A 17,231-nucleotide genomic window follows, 5' to 3' on the forward strand; every position below is an offset into this window, starting at 1 on the left:
CCGCCGGCCGTCGACCTCTGTCTCCGCTTCCTCGCTTCACCCCCGCTCCCCGCCCGTCGACGGCACCGCCGAGCCACCGACCGCCCACAGCCCCGTGCCCACGATCCCCGGCACGGTGAGCACCGCAGCCCCCAGCACCACCCAGGCGCACGCCGCGCCCGACACCACCGGAACCACCGAGCCCGTCATCGCCAGGCTGAACGCCCCCGAGGCCGCCGCCGCCACCGCCGCTCCCAGCAGCACACCGATCGCCGTGGTCAGGACGGCCTCCACGGTGAGCATCCGCAGCAGCTGCCGCCGCGTCGCCCCGACCAGGCGCAGCAGCGCGAACTCTCGGCGCCGGTCGGCGGTCAGCGCCACCAGGGTGTTGACCGTGGAGACCGCCGCGAAGCAGACCAGCAGCCCGATCTCCATCTCGCGCAGCCAGATGTCGCTCTCCTTGGTGACGCTGGTCGCGGCGCCCGTCGCCCGGGCCACGTGCTCGGCGGTGCTGGTCAGGGTCAGCATGGTGCCGGAGAGCCCGACCAGCAGCGCGACCGGCACCACCGCAGAGGAGACGCGGGCCGCGTAGCCACGGAGGTTGGCGTCCGCCAGCCAGCCGGCCCGGGGCACGAGCGCCCGCGCCGGGGCGCCGAGCACGACTGCCAGGCCCCGTGCCGCCACCGGCCCCAGCAGCCCGAGCGCGACCAGCAGCACCAGCGAGCCGAGCAGCGAGGCCTGCCCCGCCTTGTCCAGCTCTCCGGCCGGCCGGCTCGCCGCCAGTCGCAGCAGCAGCCCACCGCCGGCGAGCACCGCCACCCCGGCGAGCAGCCGCGGCACGCCCGTCCGCCGTGGACCGCCCGCACCCTCGGTGAGTGCGACGGCCGGGGCGGGCCGGGTGATCCGGCGGGCCGCGACGGCGGTGGCCACCAGGCCGACCAGCAGCGCCACCCCCAGCCCGACCAGCGCCGGCACCGGCGCGCCGGGTATGCGAAGCCCGGGTGCGGCCATGCCGCGACGCTGGAGTGCGGCGAGGAAGGCCCGGGCGGCGAGGAAGCCCACCAGGCCGCCCGGCACGGCCACCAGCAGCGCCGTCGCCACCACCTGCGCGCGCACCACCCTCCGTACCTGACGGGGCGTCGCCGCGACGGTGCGCAGCAGCGCCAAGTCCCGGTGCTGCTGGCGCAGGGTGAAACCGAGCGCGTTGACCACGACGAACAGCGCGACCAGGACGGCGATCTCGCCGAACGCGCCGGCGATCAGCACCAGACCCGGCCCGGACACCGTCGTCCGCGACACCGCGGCCGGTGCTGTGACCTGCGCGGCGACCAGTGAGCCGAACAGCGTCACCGCCGCCACCGCCAGGAACAGTGCCGTTCCCAGCCCGGCGAAGGAGGCCGGACGGCGGCGGATCTGCCCCACCGAGAGGCTCAGCACGGGACTGCTCAACACGGGAGAACTCACCACGGGACCGCTCATCTCGCTCACCCGCCCAACCGGCTCAGCCGCTCGCCGACCTGCGCGGTCGTCGGCCTGATCAGCTCGTCCACCAGGAGGCCGTCGGCGAGCAGCAGCACCCGGTCCGCGTACCCGGCGGCGACCGGGTCGTGGGTGACCATCACGCACGTCTGCCCGTCGGCGTCGACACCCTCGCGCAGCAGTCCGAGGATCTCCTGCCCGGTGGCGCGGTCCAGCGCTCCCGTCGGCTCGTCGGCGAACAGCACCTCCGGCCGGGAGACCAGGGCCCGGGCTATCGCCACCCGCTGCTGCTGACCGCCCGACAGCTGCCCGGGCCGGTGCCGCTCCCGCCCGGCCAGCCCGACCCGGGCCAGCGCCTCCCGCACCCGGCCGCGCTCCGGCGGCCGCCCGGCCAGCCGCCCGGGCAGCTCGACGTTCTGTACGACCGTCATCGCGGGCATCAGGTTGAAGGCCTGGAACACGAACCCCACCCGGGTGCGGCGCAGCTCCGCCAGCCTCCGTTCGGGCAGCCCGGACACCTCGGTGCCGCCCCACCGCACGGTGCCCCTGGTCGGGCGGTCCATCCCGGCCAGGCAGTGCAGCAGGGTGGTCTTGCCGGATCCCGACGGCCCCATCACCGCCGTGAACGTCCCCGGGGCGAAGTCCACCGACACCCCGCGCAGCGCCCGCACCGCCGCCGTGCCGCGCCCGTACTCCCGGTGCAGCCCGACCGCGCTCAGGGCCGCGCCCGTCACCTCGTCGTCCGCCGCCGTGGTGGCGGCCGTCGTCATCGCGTTCATGTCCTCCATCGTGGGCGTCCGGGGCCGGGAGATCGATTGTGCTGGCACCCGAATCCGGGGTTCGGAAAACCGAACCCCGCAGGTGGTGCTACGTCCCTCGGGCCCGTCACGACCCGGCGTGCTCTCCCCCGTTCACCCGTCCCCACCCCGCCTCCCGTCGGCTCCTCCCGACGGGGAATCATGATCCGGTGACCATCCACCCGCTGCCCGGCCGCGGCGTCCGGCCGCCCGCCCCGGGCCGCGCGCCGCGCCACCGGGAGCCGCGCCACCAGGAGCCGCGCCACCAGGGGCCGTTCCCCTCCGGCTTCGGCCCTCTCCCCGCCCCCGTCCCCGTCGACCACGACGCATCCATCGAGGCCACCGCATGATCCCCCTCCCGACCGGCGCCGCCACCGGTCCGCACGACGCCGCCTTCCTGCCCCGCCGCGGGCTGTCCCCGCGCCCGGCCGAGCGGCCGATCACCGCACCGGTCCCCAAGCTCGGCGGCGAGCCGTGCTGGCTGGCCGAGCCCACCTGGCCGCTCGATCCCAGCACCGGTGAGCCGCTGGTGTTCATCGGACAGTTCCCCGTCCCTGGCGAGCCGGGCCGGCTGGCGTACCTCTTCCTGGACGAGGAGGGCGAGATCATGGGCGGCCTCGATCCGGAGCGCGGCGACGGCCTGCTGCTCGTCCAGCCGGGAGGGCGCATCCCTCCGTTCGCCGTGATCGGCCCGCCCGGCACGCGGGGCCGTACGCTCTGGCGCTGCGAACCCGACGGCGAACGGACCCCGGTCGAGTACCACCTGGACGTGGTGCCGCTGTCGGACGACGACCACGTGCGGGACCACCTCGGCGGAGAGCCGTCCTACCCGAACGGCCGGGCCCGGGTCCCGGCACCCTGGCAGTACCTCTTCGGCCTCTCGGACGCTCCGGACGACAGCGATCCGTACTTCCTCAACTTCGGTTACGGCAAGGGCTTCGGCTTCCTCAGCCCGGACGGTCTGGAGGGCCGGTTCTTCTGGGAGGCCCCGTAACCGGGCCCGCCCGCCGCCGCGTCCTCCACCCATCCACCCACCCTCGGGAGTCACCATGACCACCAACCCCCTGACCGTCGCCGTCCTCGGACCGGGCGGAGTCGGCGGACTGATCGGCGCGCTGCTCGCCCGCGACGGCCACCGGGTCGTCTGCCTGGCCGGCGAGGAGACCGCGGCCGCCATCGGGCGGGACGGACTGCACGTCCGCAGCGGCCGGTTCGGCGAGTTCACCGCCCGCGTCGAGGCCGCGACCGAGCTGCGCGAGCCGGTCGACGCGGCTTTCGTGACGGTCAAGGAGACGGCGCTGGCCGCCGCGCTCGACCGGATGCCCCCGGAGGCGCTCGGCACCGGGATCGTGGTGCCGCTGCTCAACGGCCTGGACCACATGGCGCTGCTGCGCGAACGCTACCCGGCCGGGCGGGTGGTGGCCGGTACGATCCGGGTCGAGACCACCCGGACGGCGCCCGGGAGGATCGAGCACACCAGCCCGTTCGCCACCGTCGAGCTCGGCGCGACCGCCGGACCCGACTCCCCCGTGGCCGAGTTCGCCGAACTGCTGCGCCACGCCGGGCTGGACGTCACGCTACGCGAGGACGAGACGGCGATGCTGTGGAGCAAGCTCTCCTTCCTCGCCCCGTTCGCCCTGCTCACCACCCGCCACGCGAGCGGGATCGGCGCCGTGCGCACCGAGTACCGGGCCGAACTCCTCGCGGTGCTGGACGAGATCGCCGCCGTCACCCGGGCGGTCGGCGCGCCGGCTGACGCCCAGACGCTGCTCGCCTCCTTCGACCGCCTGCCCGAGGCGATGAAGTCCTCGATGCAGCGGGATGTGGAGGCCGGCCGACCGACCGAGCTGGACGCCATCGGCGGCGCCGTGCTGCGGGCGGCCGAGGCTCACGCGGTGGCTGCCCCCACCATCGCCCGACTGGTTCGCGACCTCTCCGAGTCCGCCAACCGGTAGCAGGAGTGCGGGTGTTCACCCTGCGGGCGGCGTTCGCGGGGTGAACACCCGTAGCTTTCGAGATCCGTGACGGGACGCCATCGGACACCAGTGGGCAAAGACTTTCCCAACGGTTCACCCGAGCTTCCGGAACCTCCGCACGGCGCAGTGGCGTTGATACGGCGGGAGGGATAGAGACATGACAAGGAAGCCGTACCGTCTGGCCGCCACCGCGCTCGCACTGCTCCTGGCGGCACCGCTGTTCACCGCATGCGACGCCGACAAGGCCCTGGACTGCGGAAAGCGGGCGATCAGTCTCACCGGCGACGTCCAGGATCTCGCCGATTCGGCCATCAACGTGGGGCAGCTCGCCGACGAGAACCGCCGCAACCACACCGTCGAGGCCTTGCGGAAGGTCGCCGACGACGCCAAGAAGATCCGCCAGGACGGCGGGGACAAGATCGACCCGGCGGCCGACCGGCTGTCCAAGGCCGTCAACTCCGCCATCGACCAGGTCTCCAAGGGGCGGCAGCCCGACTTCAAACCGATCACCGACGCCGCCGGCGACATCGGGAAGGCCTGCGCCGACTCCTGACGCCGACCGGCACGCCCTTACCGTTCTCCGACGCCGCCCGTCGCCCGCTCCACCGGCTCCCGGCCCGGCACACAGCCCGGCCGGGAGCGCGACAGGGTTGCAGGTCGTCGCGAGCCCTGCCGCATCGTTCACGGGTGCCGGCCGCCCCCGCGGCCGCCACGACCTGCGCAGGGGTCGCCCATGGGCGGGACAGGGCGGCCACGACCGCGCTGCACCCGCTCCCGCCCTCGGCCCGCCCTGCCGCGTCCTCGACCTGCGGCAGGCCGCCCGCCGCGCCCCCGGCCGCGCCGACCAACGCCCGGGCACTGGAGCACATCCGCTCGGCGGTGCTCAGCCGGGGCCCGCCTCGGCGCGCCGCCCGAGCACGGCCCCCCGAACACCGGACAGGGCCCCCGAAGACCATCGCCACGGCGTGTCGTCGGCGAATGTGCCAGTGGCACAGGCCTGCCGGGCGAGGCCGCCGCAGGAGGCTCGCAGAACCCACAGAACACCTTCAAACAAAGGGAGTTGACGTCCAATCAGTTGTCATGTGGAGTGAGCATGACGCCCTGGCCGGTGTCGGCGCCCCGGGGGATGGGGCCGGTCGGCCGTGGCTGCCATCGGCGCAAAGGGGGAGCATCCTGATGGCATACGCGAAGGGTTATGACGTCTCCGACTTCCAGTCGGGCATTCCGGGGGACGCGGAGTTCGTCTTCATCAAGGCCACCGAAGGCGGCCACACCGGCCAGTCGGGGTACTCCGACAAGCTCGCGGACGCCCGTGGGCGCGGGCTGGTGGTCGGGCACTACCACTTCCTGCACGCGGAGAACCCGGTCGACGGCGAGGTGGAGCACTTCTGCCGGGTCGTGGGGCAGGTGCCCGCGGGCGAACTGCTGGTACTGGACTTCGAGCCGTACGGGCAGTCGGTCGCCGACGGCGACGCGACCGAGGCGAAGAACCGGTGGCTGGCGGCGGTCAAGCAGCGCTACCCGGACCGCCTGGTCGGGCTCTACACCAACCGGGACTACTGGTTCCGGACGGACGACAACGCCGGTGACTTCCTGTGGATAGCGGACTACGTGTCCGCGGGTTCGCCGCGCATCCAGGCGTCCTGGCGCTTCCACCAGTACAGCGACGACCCGCTCGACGCGGACGTGTTCAACGGCTCGCTGGACGAACTGCGGGCGTGGGCCGGCGTGGGCCAGGCCCCGGACCCCGAGCCACCCACGCCGACCCCGACCCCGGGACCCCAGTCGCCCGACTGGCCGGGGCTGCAACTGGTGAACCGGGACCAGTGGGGCGCGCGGCCCTGGCGCGAGCCCCACGGTTCGATCCCGTACGCCGGTCCGCGCGCCGGAGTGAAGGTGCACTATCTCGGCACGGCCTACACCTTCGCCACCCATGACACCTGCCCGGCCTACGTACGGCGCCTCCAGGCCTCGCACATGGACGACGACGGCTGGTCGGACATCGGCTACAGCTTCGTGGTCTGCGAGCACGGCCACGTGTTCGAGGGCCGTGGGCTGAACCGGCGCAACAGCGCCAACGGCGACGTCCCGCTCAACGAGGCGCACTACGCGGTGTGCGGGCTGGTCGGCTCCTCCGGCTCGACCGTGCCCACCCCGGAACAGCTCAACGGGCTGCGGGACGCGATCGAGTACTGCGAGCAGCAGGGCCCGGCGGGCCCCGAGATCAAGGGGCACCAGGACGGCTACTCGACCGACTGCCCCGGCCCCGAGCTGTACGCCTGGGTGACGGCGGGTGCGCCGCGCCCGTCCGGGACGACGAACACCCCGCCCCAGCAGCCCGCGCCGCAGCCGGACCCGACCCCGTCCCGGTACCAGAACAGCGTCGGCGGCCTGCCGTACGGCTACGGCGCGCACGGTCCGCAGGTCACCCTCGTCGGCGAGGCGCTGGTGGCGGCGGACTTCGGCTCGCACTACAGCCAGGGCCCCGGCCCGGACTGGACCGACGCCGACACCCTCAACTACGCCGACTTCCAGCGCAGTCTGGGCTACTCCGGCGGGGACGCGGACGGCGTGCCCGGCGAGGCCTCGCTGCGCCGGCTGCTCGGCGGGGCCGTCCCGCTGGCCGAGGTGTCGAAGTCGAGGGTCGTCGCGGCGGCCCGCCAGGACCCGGACGCGGCCCAAGGCGCCACCACGCACCCGGACGACGTGTACACGGTGGAGCAGGCGCTCGTCGCCGAGGGGCTGCTCGACCGGCAGTGGGCCGACGGCTCGTTCGGCACGAAGACCGTCGACGCCTACGCCGAGCTGCAACGCCGGTACGGATACAGCGGACAGCAGGCGGACGGCATACCCGGCATCAACTCGCTGACCCGGCTCGGCCAGGCGCACGGCTTCACCGTCGTCGGCTGACGTCGGCCGAGGAGGACAGATGTACCAACTCGCCCTGTCCCTGTGGCGCACATGCGTGCCCTACATCGTCGCGTTCCTCGTGGTGCAGGCCGCGCGGCTCGGCGTCCACCTGGACAACGCCTCCGTCACCTCCGCCCTGGTCACCGGTTTCGGCACGGTCTACTACGCCGCGTTCCGGTTCCTGGAGCACCGGTTCGGCGCGAGCTGGGGCTGGTTCCTGGGGGCTGCCCGACCGCCGTCCTACCACCCGCCGGTCCCCGCGCCCACACCCACGCCGGACCTACCCGCACCCACGCCTGCGCCGTCCGCACCCGCGCCCACACCTGCGCCCGCTCCGGCCCCGGCCCCGGCCCCGGCCCCTGAGCCCGCACCCGCACCCGCCGCGACGCCGCCGGACCCCACGCCGGCCCGACCCGACTACCGGAACCTGCCCGAGGGCGGCTGACGGACACCAGCACAAGGGGTGCGGAATATCATATTCCGAACCCCCCGAAAACAGGCCCAGTAATACAATTATCCTTTCACGTTCAGGCCTTGACGAATTGTCACCTGAATCTGAGACTGAGCCTGCCACCAATGCATCCGGATCCCATCCAACGGCCTCTTGATGCACGAAGTGAACGGAGGGGGAATTGCCGACGACACCGACCTACCCGGGCGTCTACATCGAAGAGCTTCCCAGCGGCGTCCGTACCATCACCGCGGTGAGCACCTCGGTGACCGCCTTCGTCGGGGCCACCCGGCGCGGACCGCTCAACCAGCCGGTCACCATCACCAGTTTCGCGGACTTCGAACGCCGTTTCGGCGGACTCGCGAGTCAGAGCCCGGTCAGCTACGCCGTCCAGCAGTTCTTCCTCAACGGGGGCTCGATCGGGATCGTGGTCCGGGTCGCGGCGGCCGGCACCGGCGCCGCCGCGGGCGTCACGCTCAACTCGACGCAGTCCTCCACCGCCACCCCGGCCCTGGAGGTCACGGCCGTCGAGCCGGGGCTCTGGGGCGGGGGACTGCGGGTCGCCGTGGACTACCGGACGCCGACCCCGGCCGAGACGTTCAACCTCCAGGTCTTCGACACCTCCGGCGCCGTCCGGGAGTCCTTCGCGGACCTGTCGGTCCAGGCCGCCAGCCCCCGGTTCGCCGAGACGGTGGTGAACAGCGGCTCGGGCGTCGTCCGGGTGAAGGTCCTGACGGAGAGCCGACCGGACCCGGTGGGCACCGTATCCAAGCCCTTCGCGGCCACGCTGCCGGACCTCACCCACGAGATCCAGGTGAAGATCGCCGACGTGTCGCGGACCGTCAGGATCTACGACCCGGCTGCGGACGGCACCGCGCCGAACACCGTCCCCGAACTCGCCCTGCTGCTGGAGCGCAAGCTGCGGGCCCTGCCCGACGCCCCGGGCAAGCGGGCCTTCGCGGGCACCCGGGTGAGCGTGTTCGGGCGGCAGCTCCAGGTCGTCGCCGGCTCCACCGACCCGGCCGACGTGGTGCGCTTCCTCGGTGAGGCCGCCAACAACCTCGGGCTGGAGGGCTCGGTCAACCCGCCGGTCATCGCCCTCGCCGGCGGCCAGGACGGCGCGGCCCCCGGCATGACGGACCTGATCGGCAGCGAGGCCGGCAAGACCGGCATCCAGGCCCTGCGCGACGTGCCGGACGTCAACCTGCTGGTGCTGCCGGAACTGGCCGGCTACGCCAGCGTGGACGACGCCGTCACGGTCGTCTCGGCCGCCCAGGCGCTCTGCGTGGAGCAGCGGATGTTCCTGATCGTCGACTCGCCGCAGGCGTGGACGACGCTGGACGCCGCCCGGGCGGGCCTGTCCGCCTTCGACTCGGTGCGCAGCGACCACGCCGCGCTGTACTTCCCGCACCTGGAGCTGGTCGACCCGCTCACCGGCCGGCTGCGCAGTTTCCCTCCGTCGGGCACCATCGCCGGCGTGATGGCACGCACCGACGGCCAGCGGGGCGTGTGGAAGGCACCCGCGGGCACCGAGGCCGGGCTGCCCGGGGTGCGCGCACTGACCGTCCCGCTGACGGACCGGGAGAACGGCCTGCTGAACCCGCTCGCGGTGAACTGCCTGCGGACGTTCCCGGTGGTGGGCCCGGTGGCGTGGGGCGCGCGGACCATGGCGGGCGCCGACGCGCTCAGCTCGCAGTGGAAGTACGTCCCGGTGCGGCGCCTGGCGCTGATGCTGGAGGAGAGCCTCTACCGCGGTACCAAGTGGGTCGTATTCGAGCCCAACGACGAGCGGCTGTGGGCGCAGATCCGGCTGAACGTGGGCGCGTTCCTGCACTCGCTGTTCCAGCAGGGCGCGTTCCAGGGCACGTCGGCGCGCTCGGCCTATTTCGTCAAGTGCGACAAGGACACCACCACGCAGGACGACATCAATCGCGGTGTGGTGAACGTCGTGGTCGGATTCGCGCCGCTCAAACCCGCGGAATTCGTGATCGTCAAGATCGAGCAGCTCGCCGGACAGTTCGAGGTTTAGGATCTCCATGGTCGAGTTCACCGTCAATCCGCACCGGTTCGATCCGTACAAGAATTTCAAGTTCCTGGTCGTCTGGGACGGTCGGGTCGTCGCCGGAATCAGCAAGATCAGCCCGCTCAAGCGCACCACCGAGGTGGTGAAGCACCGCAGCGGGGGCGATCCGAGCGCGCCGCGCAAGTCGCCAGGGCGCACCGACTTCGAGGCGGTCACCCTGGAGCGCGGGGTCACCCACGACCCGGAGTTCGACCGCTGGGCCAACAAGGTCTGGATGGTCGGCGCGGGTCGCGGGGCGGAGGTCTCGTTGCGGGACTTCCGCAAGGACCTGGTGATCCAGGTGCTCAACGAGGCCGGTCAGGTGGCGGTCGCCCACAAGCTGTACCGCGCCTGGCCGAGTGAGTACCAGGTGCTCGGCGAACTGGACGCCAACGCCAACGCGGTGGCGATCCAGAGCCTCAAGCTGGAGGTGGAGGGCTGGGAGCGGGACGAGGAGACGCCCGAGCCGGAAGAGCCCTCGTTCCAGCAGCCGGCCTGAGCGGCCGACCGATGGAACTCGCCGGCGAGGCCGCCCTGTTGGCCACCTGGGAGGCCGGGCTGGCGGCCGGCCGCACCGGGCGGGCCCTGCTGCTGCACGCCGTCGCCCGCCCGGGCGCCGGGACGGAGGAGCTGCTGGCCGTGCCGCTCGGCCGGCGGGACGCCGAACTGTTCGGCCTGCGCGCCGAGTTGTTCGGCGAACGGCTCGACGTGCGGCTCGGCTGCCCGAGCTGCGCGGAGGAGATGGAGTTCGCCTTCGACTCCGGGCAGGTGGTCGGTTCCGCACGGCCGGCGGACGGCCCGCTGCGGGTGGAGCTGGACGGCTGGCAGGTCGGCTTCCGACTGCCCACCCCCGGTGATCTGGCCGCCGCCGAACAGGCCCCCGCGGACCGGGCCAGGGCCGTGGTGCTGGAGCGGTGCGTGCTGACCGCCGAGCACGGCGGGGAGCCGGTCGCCACCCGACAGCTCCCCGAACCGGTCCAGCGGCGCGTGGCCGAGGCCGCCGCCGCGGCCGACCCCTGCGCGGACGTCCGGCTGCACCTCAGCTGCCCCGAGTGCGGCGGGCAGGCCCTCGCCGAGCTGGACATCGCCTCCTACCTCTGGGAGGAGCTGGACGACTGGGCCCGGGCGACCCTGCTCCACGTCCACCTCCTGGCCACCGCCTACGGCTGGAGCGAGGCGGAGATCCTGACGCTCAGCCCGCTGCGGCGCCGCTACTACCTGGAGCTGTGTGCAGATGCCTGACCACTTCGACCGCCTGGTGGCGAAGGGCGACCCGGGCGGGGACCGGGCCGGGGTACGGGTGCGCCCGCGCCTGCCGGGGCCCTTCGAACGGCTCGACGCCCTCGCTCCGGCGCCGCCGGTCGCGGACGAGGAGTCGTTCGGGCCGGGCCGCTCGGGCGGGAGCCCCGTTCCCGTGCCACTCCCCCGGCCGCCGGCGGCACCGCCCGCGGCGCCGGTCGCGAGGGCACTGCGGACGGCGGTCGGTGAGGACCGGCCGGTTGTCGCACCCGTCCTTCCGCTGCCGCGCACGCCGCTGCTGATCGCGCCGCCGGTCACCGCCGGTGCCGCTCCGGCCGTCGAGCCGACGGTGCGGGGGAAGGACGCCCGCCCCGCAGCCGTACCGCCGCCCGTCGCCGCACTGCACCGGGCGGCCGCCCCCGAGCTGCCGACGGTGGCGCCGCCCGCACCGGTCCGGCCGGCCGCCGCGCCGGCGTCCGTACGGCGGGCCGCCGTGGCGGCTGCTCCGGGCCAGGCGCACGGGACCGGGACCCGAGGCCGGCAGCGCCCGGTCGAGCGGGTGGTGCGGGTCCAGATCGGGCGGGTCGAGGTCACGGCCGCCCAGCGCACCCCGGCCGGACCGACCAAGCCGGCGGCCGCCCGCCCGGGCCCGGCCCTCGGCCTGGACAAGTACCTCGACCGGGAGACCTCATGAGTGGGCGGGTGGGGCACACGACCGAGGGGGTGAACCCGTGAGTAACCACCTCGCGATCGCCACCGTGAGCGAGGCGTTGCGGCTGCTCATCACCCGAGCGCTCTCGCCCGACATCCCGTTCGCGGTCGAGGTCGGCGCCCGCAAGCCGCCGACCGAGCCGCCTGCGGACCCGACCATCACCGTCTTCCTCTACCAGGTCACGCCCAACGCATCGCTGCGCAACCGCGACGCGCCCACCCGCGCGACGGACGGCACCGTGCTGACCCGGCCGGCCGCCGCCCTGGACCTGCACTACCTGATCAGCTGCTACGGCGAGGAGTCCCAGCTGGTCGGCCAGCGGCTGCTCGGCTGCGTGGTCCGGGCGCTGACCGAACAGCCGGTGCTGTCCCGGCAGTTGATCGAGGAGGCGGCCGCCCAGCCCTACCTGGTGGGGGCGGACCTGGCCGCCTCGCCGCAGCGGGTGCGCTTCACGCCCACCACGATGGACCTGGAGGAGCTCTCCAAGCTCTGGAGCACTCTGCTCCAGACGCCGTACGCGCTGTCCGTGACCTACCAGGCCGCCGCCGTCTTCGTGGAGGGCAGGGTCGACCCGGTGGCCGGCAAGCCGGTGCTGCGCCGGACCGTGCGGGCCGTGCCGTCCCGCGGGCCGGTCGTGGAGCGGGTGCTCTCCCGGCCGGCCGGGTCCTCCGGCGCTCCCGGGGAAGGACCGGTGACCAAGGACCGGGAGCTGGTGCTGGAGGGCACCGGCCTGCGCGCGGACCTCGTCGTGGCCCGGCTGGGCGAGCGGCGGGTGCCGGTCGATCCGGGCGGCGTCCGGGACGACCGCCTGGTGGTGGCCGTCCCGGAGGACCTGCCGCCCGGCGTGTACCAGGTGCAGGTGCTGCACGGACTGGCGCTGGACGGCCGGCCCGCCGCCGACCACCTCGCGCTGGAGTCCAACGCGCAGACCTTCGCCCGGCAGCCGCGGATCGTCGGGCCGATCGGCACGACGGACCGCGGCGACGGGCCGTCCGGGGTCTCGGCCCGGCTGGACCTCCGGCTGGACGTGCCGCTCCGGGACGACCAGCAGGTCCTGCTGCTGCTGGACGAGTTGCACCCCCCCGCCGGGCGGCGCGGGGCGAGCCACCAGTTCCGTGCGCCCGCACCGTCGCAGCCGCGTACCGACCCGTACGAGGTCCGGGCACCGGTGGTCGGCGTGCGCCCGACGGCGTACCTGGCCAGGGTCCAGGTCGACGGCGTGCCCAGCGAGTTGACGGTGTCGAGCGACGGGACGTTCAGCGGTCCCGTCGTGGACCTGACGCACTGACCGCAGGACGGGGGACCAGGATGAGCACGCGTCGGCGGCAGGGCCGCGACGGCCCGGCGGACGAGCCGCACCGGCAGGCGCTGTCGGCCGCGGTCGCCACCGTGCTCGACCGGGTCGACGCGCACGCGGCCGGCCGCGACCGGGGTGAACCCACGCCGTCCGACCAGCCCGCCGGCCGCCGGGGCGGGCGGCGGCAGCCCAGCACCGCCCTGGACGCGCTCACCGCCTCCTTCGGGCTCACCCCGTTCGAGCGCGACGTCCTCGTGCTGGCCGCCGCCCCCGTGATCGACCCCACCGCCGCCGCCCGCTGCGCCGCGGCGGGCGGCGACCCCGGGCGCGCCTACCCGACCTTCTCGCTCGCGCTCGCCGCCCTGGACCAGCCGCACTGGAGCGCCCTCACCCCGGTCGGCCCGCTGCGCCGCTTCCGCCTGGTCGAGCTGGACGACGAGACCGCGCTCACCGCCTCCCGGCTGCGGATCGACGAGCGGGTGCTGCACTTCCTGGTCGGCGTGCCGTACCTGGACGTGCGGCTGCACGGCCTGCTCACCCGGGTCGGGCCGACCGGCGAGTTGCCCGAGCCCCACGAGCGGTGCGCGACCGATCTGGCCCGGGAGTGGACGGCGGCCGGGCTGGTCGGCCCGCCGCACGCCGAACTGACCGGCGCCGACCGCCGCACCCGCTGGGAGATCGCGGCGGCGGCGGCCCACCGCACCGGGCTCGGCCTCTACGCCGCGCACCGCGAGGACCTGCCCACCGAGCCCGCCGAGCGCGAGCAGCTCGCCCGGCTGTGGCAGCGGGAGGCGATCCTGATACCCGCCGCGCTGCTGGTGGAGGGCGGCGAGCCGGGCCGGGAGCGCCCGCAGTCCCCGAACGGCACGGAGGCCTTCCTCGCGGGCCTGGCGGTGCCGCTGGTCGTCTCCGGCGACGAGCCCCCGGCGGCGGGTGCCTCGGACCGGGCCCGGCTGACCGTACCCCCGCTCGGCCCCGAGGAGCAGCTGGCGATCTGGGCCGCGGAACTGGACGGTGCGCCGGGGCTCACCGAGGGCGAACTCCGCGCGCTGGCCGCACAGTTCTCGCTGCCCGGCCATGTGATCCGGTCGGCCGCGGCGACGGCCCGGCGGTCGGCCGAGGACGGCCGGGACATCGGCCCGCTGGCCTGGCACGCCGGACTGGCGGAGGCCCGGATGTCCCTGGAGGAGCTGGGCCGGCGGGTCGAGCCGCGGGCCGGCTGGGAGGACCTGGTGCTGGAGGAGCGCCAGCGCGCGATCCTGCGCGAGATCGTCGCCCACGTCCGCCGGCGCGGCACGGTCTACCAGGAGTGGGGCTTCGAGTCGGTGCTGCGCCGCGGCCTCGGCGTCACCGCGCTCTTCGCCGGAGGGTCGGGCACCGGGAAGACCCTGGCCGCCGAGGTCGTCGCCGGGCAGCTCGGCGTGGACCTGTTCGTCATCGACCTCTCCCAGGTCGTCAGCAAGTACATCGGCGAGACCGAGAAGAACCTCCGACGGGTCTTCGACGCGGCCGAACGCGGCGGCGCGCTGCTGCTGTTCGACGAGGCCGACGCGCTGTTCGGCAAACGCAGCGAGATCAAGGACAGCCACGACCGCTACGCCAATCTGGAGGTCAGCTACCTGTTGATGCGGATGGAGGCCTACCGGGGCCTGGCCGTGCTCACCACCAACATGAAGAAGGCGCTGGACCCGGCGTTCATGCGGCGGATCAGGTTCGTGGTCGACTTCCCGTTCCCCGGGATACCGGAGCGCGCCGAGATCTGGCGCCGGGTCATCCCCAAGGAGACCCCCAGCCAGGGCCTCGACCCGGAGCGGCTCGCCCAGCTCACGGTGGCCGGCGGATCCATCCGCAACATCGCGCTGTCCGCCGCCTTCCTGGCCGCCGACGAGGACTGCCCGATGCAGATGCGGCACCTGCTGGCCGCCGCGCGCACCGAGTACCTGAAGCTGGAGCGCTCGCTGACGCCCTCGGAGGTCGGCGGATGGATCTGACCGAGGGGGCTCGGCGGAGCGCCGGGCCGGGGAGCGCCGGAAGGGTCGAGCCCGGGCGTGGGAGTGGTGGACGGATCGAGGTGGAGATCGGCGAGCTGGTCCTCGACGGCTTCGCGCGGATCGACCACGACCGGCTGACGGCGGCGTTCCGGAGCGAACTGACCCGCCTGGTCGAGGCGCGCGGCGTGCCGCTCGCGACCGGCGGCGACCGCACGCTGGACGTGCTCTCCGGGCTGCCGCCGCTACCGGCCGGCACCTCACCGCAGCGGCTTGGCGAGGCGCTCGCCCGCGCCGTGCACGCCGGGCTGTCCGGCGGTGGCCGGCCGCCGGGACGGGGGCGGACATGACTCGACCCACCGTCGCGACCAAGGACTCCGCACCGGACACCAAGCAGGACGCGGCCCGACGCAGGACCCGGGCGCCGAAGGCCCGTACGCCCGAGCCGAAGGAGATCGTCTCCGGTGCCGGCCAGCCGCTCGACCCGGGCGTGCGGCGGGAACTGGAGGCGCGGCTCGGGCACGACCTCAGCCGGGTCCGGGTGCACACCGACCGGGACTCCGCCGCGCTGACCGAGCTGATCGGCGCGGACGCCGTCGCCGTCGGCCCGGACCTCTTCTTCGGCGAGGGCAAGTACCGGCCCGCCGCCGAGGACGGCCGGCGGCTGCTCGCCCACGAGCTGCTGCACACCGTCCAGGCCCCGAACCCGCTCGGCGCGCTGCGGGCCGGCCGCGACCTTGGCGCGGTCAGCCTGCCGCAGGACGCGATCGAACGGGAGGCGGAGCACGGCGCGCGCGACGACCGGCCGACGGCGGCGACGCCGAGTGCCACGCCGGGGTGGCTGCGCTACGCGACTGTCGACGCCGACCGGTTCCGCACCGAACGGCTCGACCCGGCCACCCTGGTCGACCGGCTGGCGGCCGGCATCCTGCGCTCGCTGCGCGGCGACCCGACCGACTCCGCCGGCCGGGTCCGCCAGCAACTCGCGCGGTTCGCCCCCGAGTTGCAGGCCTCCGTGCTGGAACGGCTGGAGGTCCGACTGCCGTCCTCGGACTACACCCGGGTGCTCGAGCTGGTCGAGGACGCCGAGCACCGCCCGGCCGACCTGGACAGCCCGCTGACGCCCGAGCCGGTCACCGGGGCCGCCGAGCAGGCCGACGACGAGCGGGAGCAGGCCGACGCCCCGGGCTCCGAGCAGGCCCGGCACCCGGACCGGGCTCCTGATCAGGAGGCTGACCGGCCGGACGGTCCGAAGCGGCGGCGCAAGCACCGCAAGGGCCGGGACGAGCAGGAGGGCGAGGAGGAACGCCCAGAGCAGCAGGACGGCCGACAGCAGGAGGAGCAGGCACCGCCCGCGGAGGGCGAGGCCGGCCAGGCTCCGCAGGACGTCGCGCAGCCTGCCGGGCAGCCCGAGCCCACCGCCGCCGTCGCGGAGGCGGGCGCGGCGTCCCCCGAGGCGCCCGCCGCGGAGGACGAGGCCGTCCCCCCGACGGCCGTCGCCGTCACCGGCGCGCCCGAAGCCGGGCCGCCGGAGGCCGCCGCCCAGCCGTCCGCCGGTACCAGGCCGCAGGAGCCGGCCGCCGTACCGCCGCCGCAGCCCGCACCGGTTCAACCCGAGCGCCTGGACGCGATAGCACAGGCCCCGGACAGCCCGCTCGCCCGGCACGGGCTGTTGGAGGGCGACCACCCGCAGGACGAAACCCGGGACGAGGAACGGCCGTTGGGCATGGAGCCCGGCGCCGAGTCCGAGGTCCGGGACGCTCCCGGCGCGGACCAGGAGCGGCCGCCGCAGCCGGCCGCCGCCGAACAGGAGCTGGGGCCCGGAGACTTCCTGCCCTCCTCGGACCTCGACGTGTCCGCCGTCCCGACCGTCGACCGGATCCCGCTGTCGGCGGACGGTGCGCCCCCCGCGAACGCCGAGGCACCGGCGTTCCCCGAGCCGCCGGCGACCAAGGCCGAGCAGGTCCAGGAGGAGCGGGAGAGCCGGCCGGAGACCGACGAGGAGCCGGCCGCGCCACCCGAGCCGGCCCAGCCCGAGGGCGCGGCGCCGCAGGCTGCCCCCGCCGTGGAGGCCGAGGACCGCGGCAGCCGCGACCTCCAGCCGGAACGGCCGGTCGAACAGGAGGTCGGCCCCGATCCGGCCCAGGGCCGGGCCCCGGCCACCGGACCCGCCGAGCCCGCCGCCCCGGAGCCCCGACCGGAGCAGGAGCCGGAAGCGCCCGTCGGTGAGGCCCGGGAGGCCGAGCCGGCGGCCGCATCCGAGCCGGGCGTCACGGAGCGCACCGCCGCCCCCACCGGGGCCGGGCCGGTCGGCGGTGAGGGCCCGGGCGGGCCCGCCGAC

At 74.7% G+C, this 17,231-nt stretch carries 16 protein-coding genes; 14 read left to right on the plus strand and 2 right to left on the minus strand.

Translation table 11 applies throughout. The features are described from left to right. Positions 1 to 36: 36 nt before the first annotated feature. Together ABZ449_RS32640 and ABZ449_RS32645 are read right to left on the minus strand one after the other, a co-directional pair. Positions 37 to 1,431, minus strand: a complete 1,395-nt coding sequence (locus ABZ449_RS32640; protein ID WP_360353385.1) for an FtsX-like permease family protein — start codon at positions 1,429 to 1,431, stop codon at positions 37 to 39. A gap of 32 nt (positions 1,432 to 1,463) precedes the next feature. Further along, positions 1,464 to 2,237 carry an ABC transporter ATP-binding protein gene (locus ABZ449_RS32645; RefSeq protein ID WP_360353387.1) on the minus strand — a complete coding sequence of 258 codons (774 nt, stop codon included), beginning with the start codon at positions 2,235 to 2,237 and terminating at the stop codon, positions 1,464 to 1,466. Between the two features lie 188 nt (positions 2,238 to 2,425). Here ABZ449_RS32645 and ABZ449_RS32650 point away from each other — a divergent pair, with 188 nt between their 5' ends. From ABZ449_RS32650 to ABZ449_RS32715, 14 genes are all read left to right on the plus strand, one after another. After that, positions 2,426 to 2,605 carry a hypothetical protein gene (locus ABZ449_RS32650; protein ID WP_360353389.1) on the plus strand — a complete coding sequence of 60 codons (180 nt, stop codon included), beginning with the start codon at positions 2,426 to 2,428 and terminating at the stop codon, positions 2,603 to 2,605. Beyond that, positions 2,602 to 3,249, plus strand: a complete 648-nt coding sequence (locus tag ABZ449_RS32655; protein WP_360353391.1) for a hypothetical protein — start codon at positions 2,602 to 2,604, stop codon at positions 3,247 to 3,249. Before ABZ449_RS32650 ends, ABZ449_RS32655 begins: the two co-directional genes overlap by 4 nt. 55 nt (positions 3,250 to 3,304) lie before the next feature. Further along, complete coding sequence (locus ABZ449_RS32660; protein WP_360353393.1) at positions 3,305 to 4,210, plus strand: 2-dehydropantoate 2-reductase; 906 nt, start codon at positions 3,305 to 3,307, stop codon at positions 4,208 to 4,210. A 178-nt stretch (positions 4,211 to 4,388) separates the two neighbouring features. Continuing rightward, positions 4,389 to 4,784 carry a hypothetical protein gene (locus ABZ449_RS32665; protein ID WP_360353395.1) on the plus strand — a complete coding sequence of 132 codons (396 nt, stop codon included), beginning with the start codon at positions 4,389 to 4,391 and terminating at the stop codon, positions 4,782 to 4,784. Positions 4,785 to 5,407: 623 nt separating this feature from the next. Beyond that, positions 5,408 to 7,141: a peptidoglycan-binding protein gene (locus ABZ449_RS32670; RefSeq protein ID WP_360353397.1), complete on the plus strand. Its 1,734-nt coding sequence runs from the start codon at positions 5,408 to 5,410 to the stop codon at positions 7,139 to 7,141. A gap of 19 nt (positions 7,142 to 7,160) precedes the next feature. Beyond that, complete coding sequence (locus tag ABZ449_RS32675; protein WP_360353399.1) at positions 7,161 to 7,586, plus strand: hypothetical protein; 426 nt, start codon at positions 7,161 to 7,163, stop codon at positions 7,584 to 7,586. 187 nt (positions 7,587 to 7,773) lie between these two features. Then, entirely contained in the window at positions 7,774 to 9,621 is a 1,848-nt protein-coding gene (locus ABZ449_RS32680; protein WP_360353401.1) for a phage tail sheath C-terminal domain-containing protein, read from the plus strand. A 7-nt stretch (positions 9,622 to 9,628) separates the two neighbouring features. Beyond that, on the plus strand, positions 9,629 to 10,153 hold the full coding sequence (locus tag ABZ449_RS32685; protein WP_049649365.1) for a phage tail protein: 525 nt from the start codon (positions 9,629 to 9,631) through the stop codon (positions 10,151 to 10,153). A gap of 11 nt (positions 10,154 to 10,164) precedes the next feature. Beyond that, positions 10,165 to 10,896 carry a hypothetical protein gene (locus tag ABZ449_RS32690; protein WP_360353403.1) on the plus strand — a complete coding sequence of 244 codons (732 nt, stop codon included), beginning with the start codon at positions 10,165 to 10,167 and terminating at the stop codon, positions 10,894 to 10,896. Next, positions 10,889 to 11,587: a hypothetical protein gene (locus tag ABZ449_RS32695; RefSeq protein WP_360353405.1), complete on the plus strand. Its 699-nt coding sequence runs from the start codon at positions 10,889 to 10,891 to the stop codon at positions 11,585 to 11,587. Before ABZ449_RS32690 ends, ABZ449_RS32695 begins: the two co-directional genes overlap by 8 nt. A 37-nt stretch (positions 11,588 to 11,624) precedes the next feature. Further along, entirely contained in the window at positions 11,625 to 12,893 is a 1,269-nt protein-coding gene (locus ABZ449_RS32700; protein ID WP_360353407.1) for a DUF4255 domain-containing protein, read from the plus strand. A 20-nt stretch (positions 12,894 to 12,913) separates the two neighbouring features. After that, entirely contained in the window at positions 12,914 to 14,893 is a 1,980-nt protein-coding gene (locus tag ABZ449_RS32705; protein ID WP_360353409.1) for an ATP-binding protein, read from the plus strand. A gap of 80 nt (positions 14,894 to 14,973) precedes the next feature. Continuing rightward, entirely contained in the window at positions 14,974 to 15,240 is a 267-nt protein-coding gene (locus tag ABZ449_RS32710; protein WP_360353411.1) for a hypothetical protein, read from the plus strand. Further along, the coding region (locus ABZ449_RS32715; protein WP_360353413.1) for a DUF4157 domain-containing protein at positions 15,237 to 17,231 on the plus strand (1,995 nt) is incomplete at its 3' end. The genes ABZ449_RS32710 and ABZ449_RS32715, both read left to right, overlap by 4 nt.

This window comes from Kitasatospora sp. NPDC005856 (assembly GCF_040629945.1).
Lineage (GTDB): Bacteria > Actinomycetota > Actinomycetes > Streptomycetales > Streptomycetaceae > Kitasatospora.

Excerpts from the sequence above, each read along its gene's own strand:
- ABZ449_RS32690 (WP_360353403.1), top strand. The coding sequence starts at position 10,165 with ATGGAACTCGCCGGCGAGGCCGCCCTGTTGGCCACCTGGGAGGCCGGG.
- ABZ449_RS32645 (WP_360353387.1), bottom strand. The coding sequence starts at position 2,237 with ATGAACGCGATGACGACGGCCGCCACCACGGCGGCGGACGACGAGGTG.
- ABZ449_RS32695 (WP_360353405.1), top strand. The coding sequence starts at position 10,889 with ATGCCTGACCACTTCGACCGCCTGGTGGCGAAGGGCGACCCGGGCGGG.
- ABZ449_RS32705 (WP_360353409.1), top strand. The coding sequence starts at position 12,914 with ATGAGCACGCGTCGGCGGCAGGGCCGCGACGGCCCGGCGGACGAGCCG.
- ABZ449_RS32670 (WP_360353397.1), top strand. The coding sequence starts at position 5,408 with ATGGCATACGCGAAGGGTTATGACGTCTCCGACTTCCAGTCGGGCATT.
- ABZ449_RS32660 (WP_360353393.1), top strand. The coding sequence starts at position 3,305 with ATGACCACCAACCCCCTGACCGTCGCCGTCCTCGGACCGGGCGGAGTC.
- ABZ449_RS32655 (WP_360353391.1), top strand. The coding sequence starts at position 2,602 with ATGATCCCCCTCCCGACCGGCGCCGCCACCGGTCCGCACGACGCCGCC.
- ABZ449_RS32665 (WP_360353395.1), top strand. The coding sequence starts at position 4,389 with ATGACAAGGAAGCCGTACCGTCTGGCCGCCACCGCGCTCGCACTGCTC.
- ABZ449_RS32685 (WP_049649365.1), top strand. The coding sequence starts at position 9,629 with ATGGTCGAGTTCACCGTCAATCCGCACCGGTTCGATCCGTACAAGAAT.
- ABZ449_RS32675 (WP_360353399.1), top strand. The coding sequence starts at position 7,161 with ATGTACCAACTCGCCCTGTCCCTGTGGCGCACATGCGTGCCCTACATC.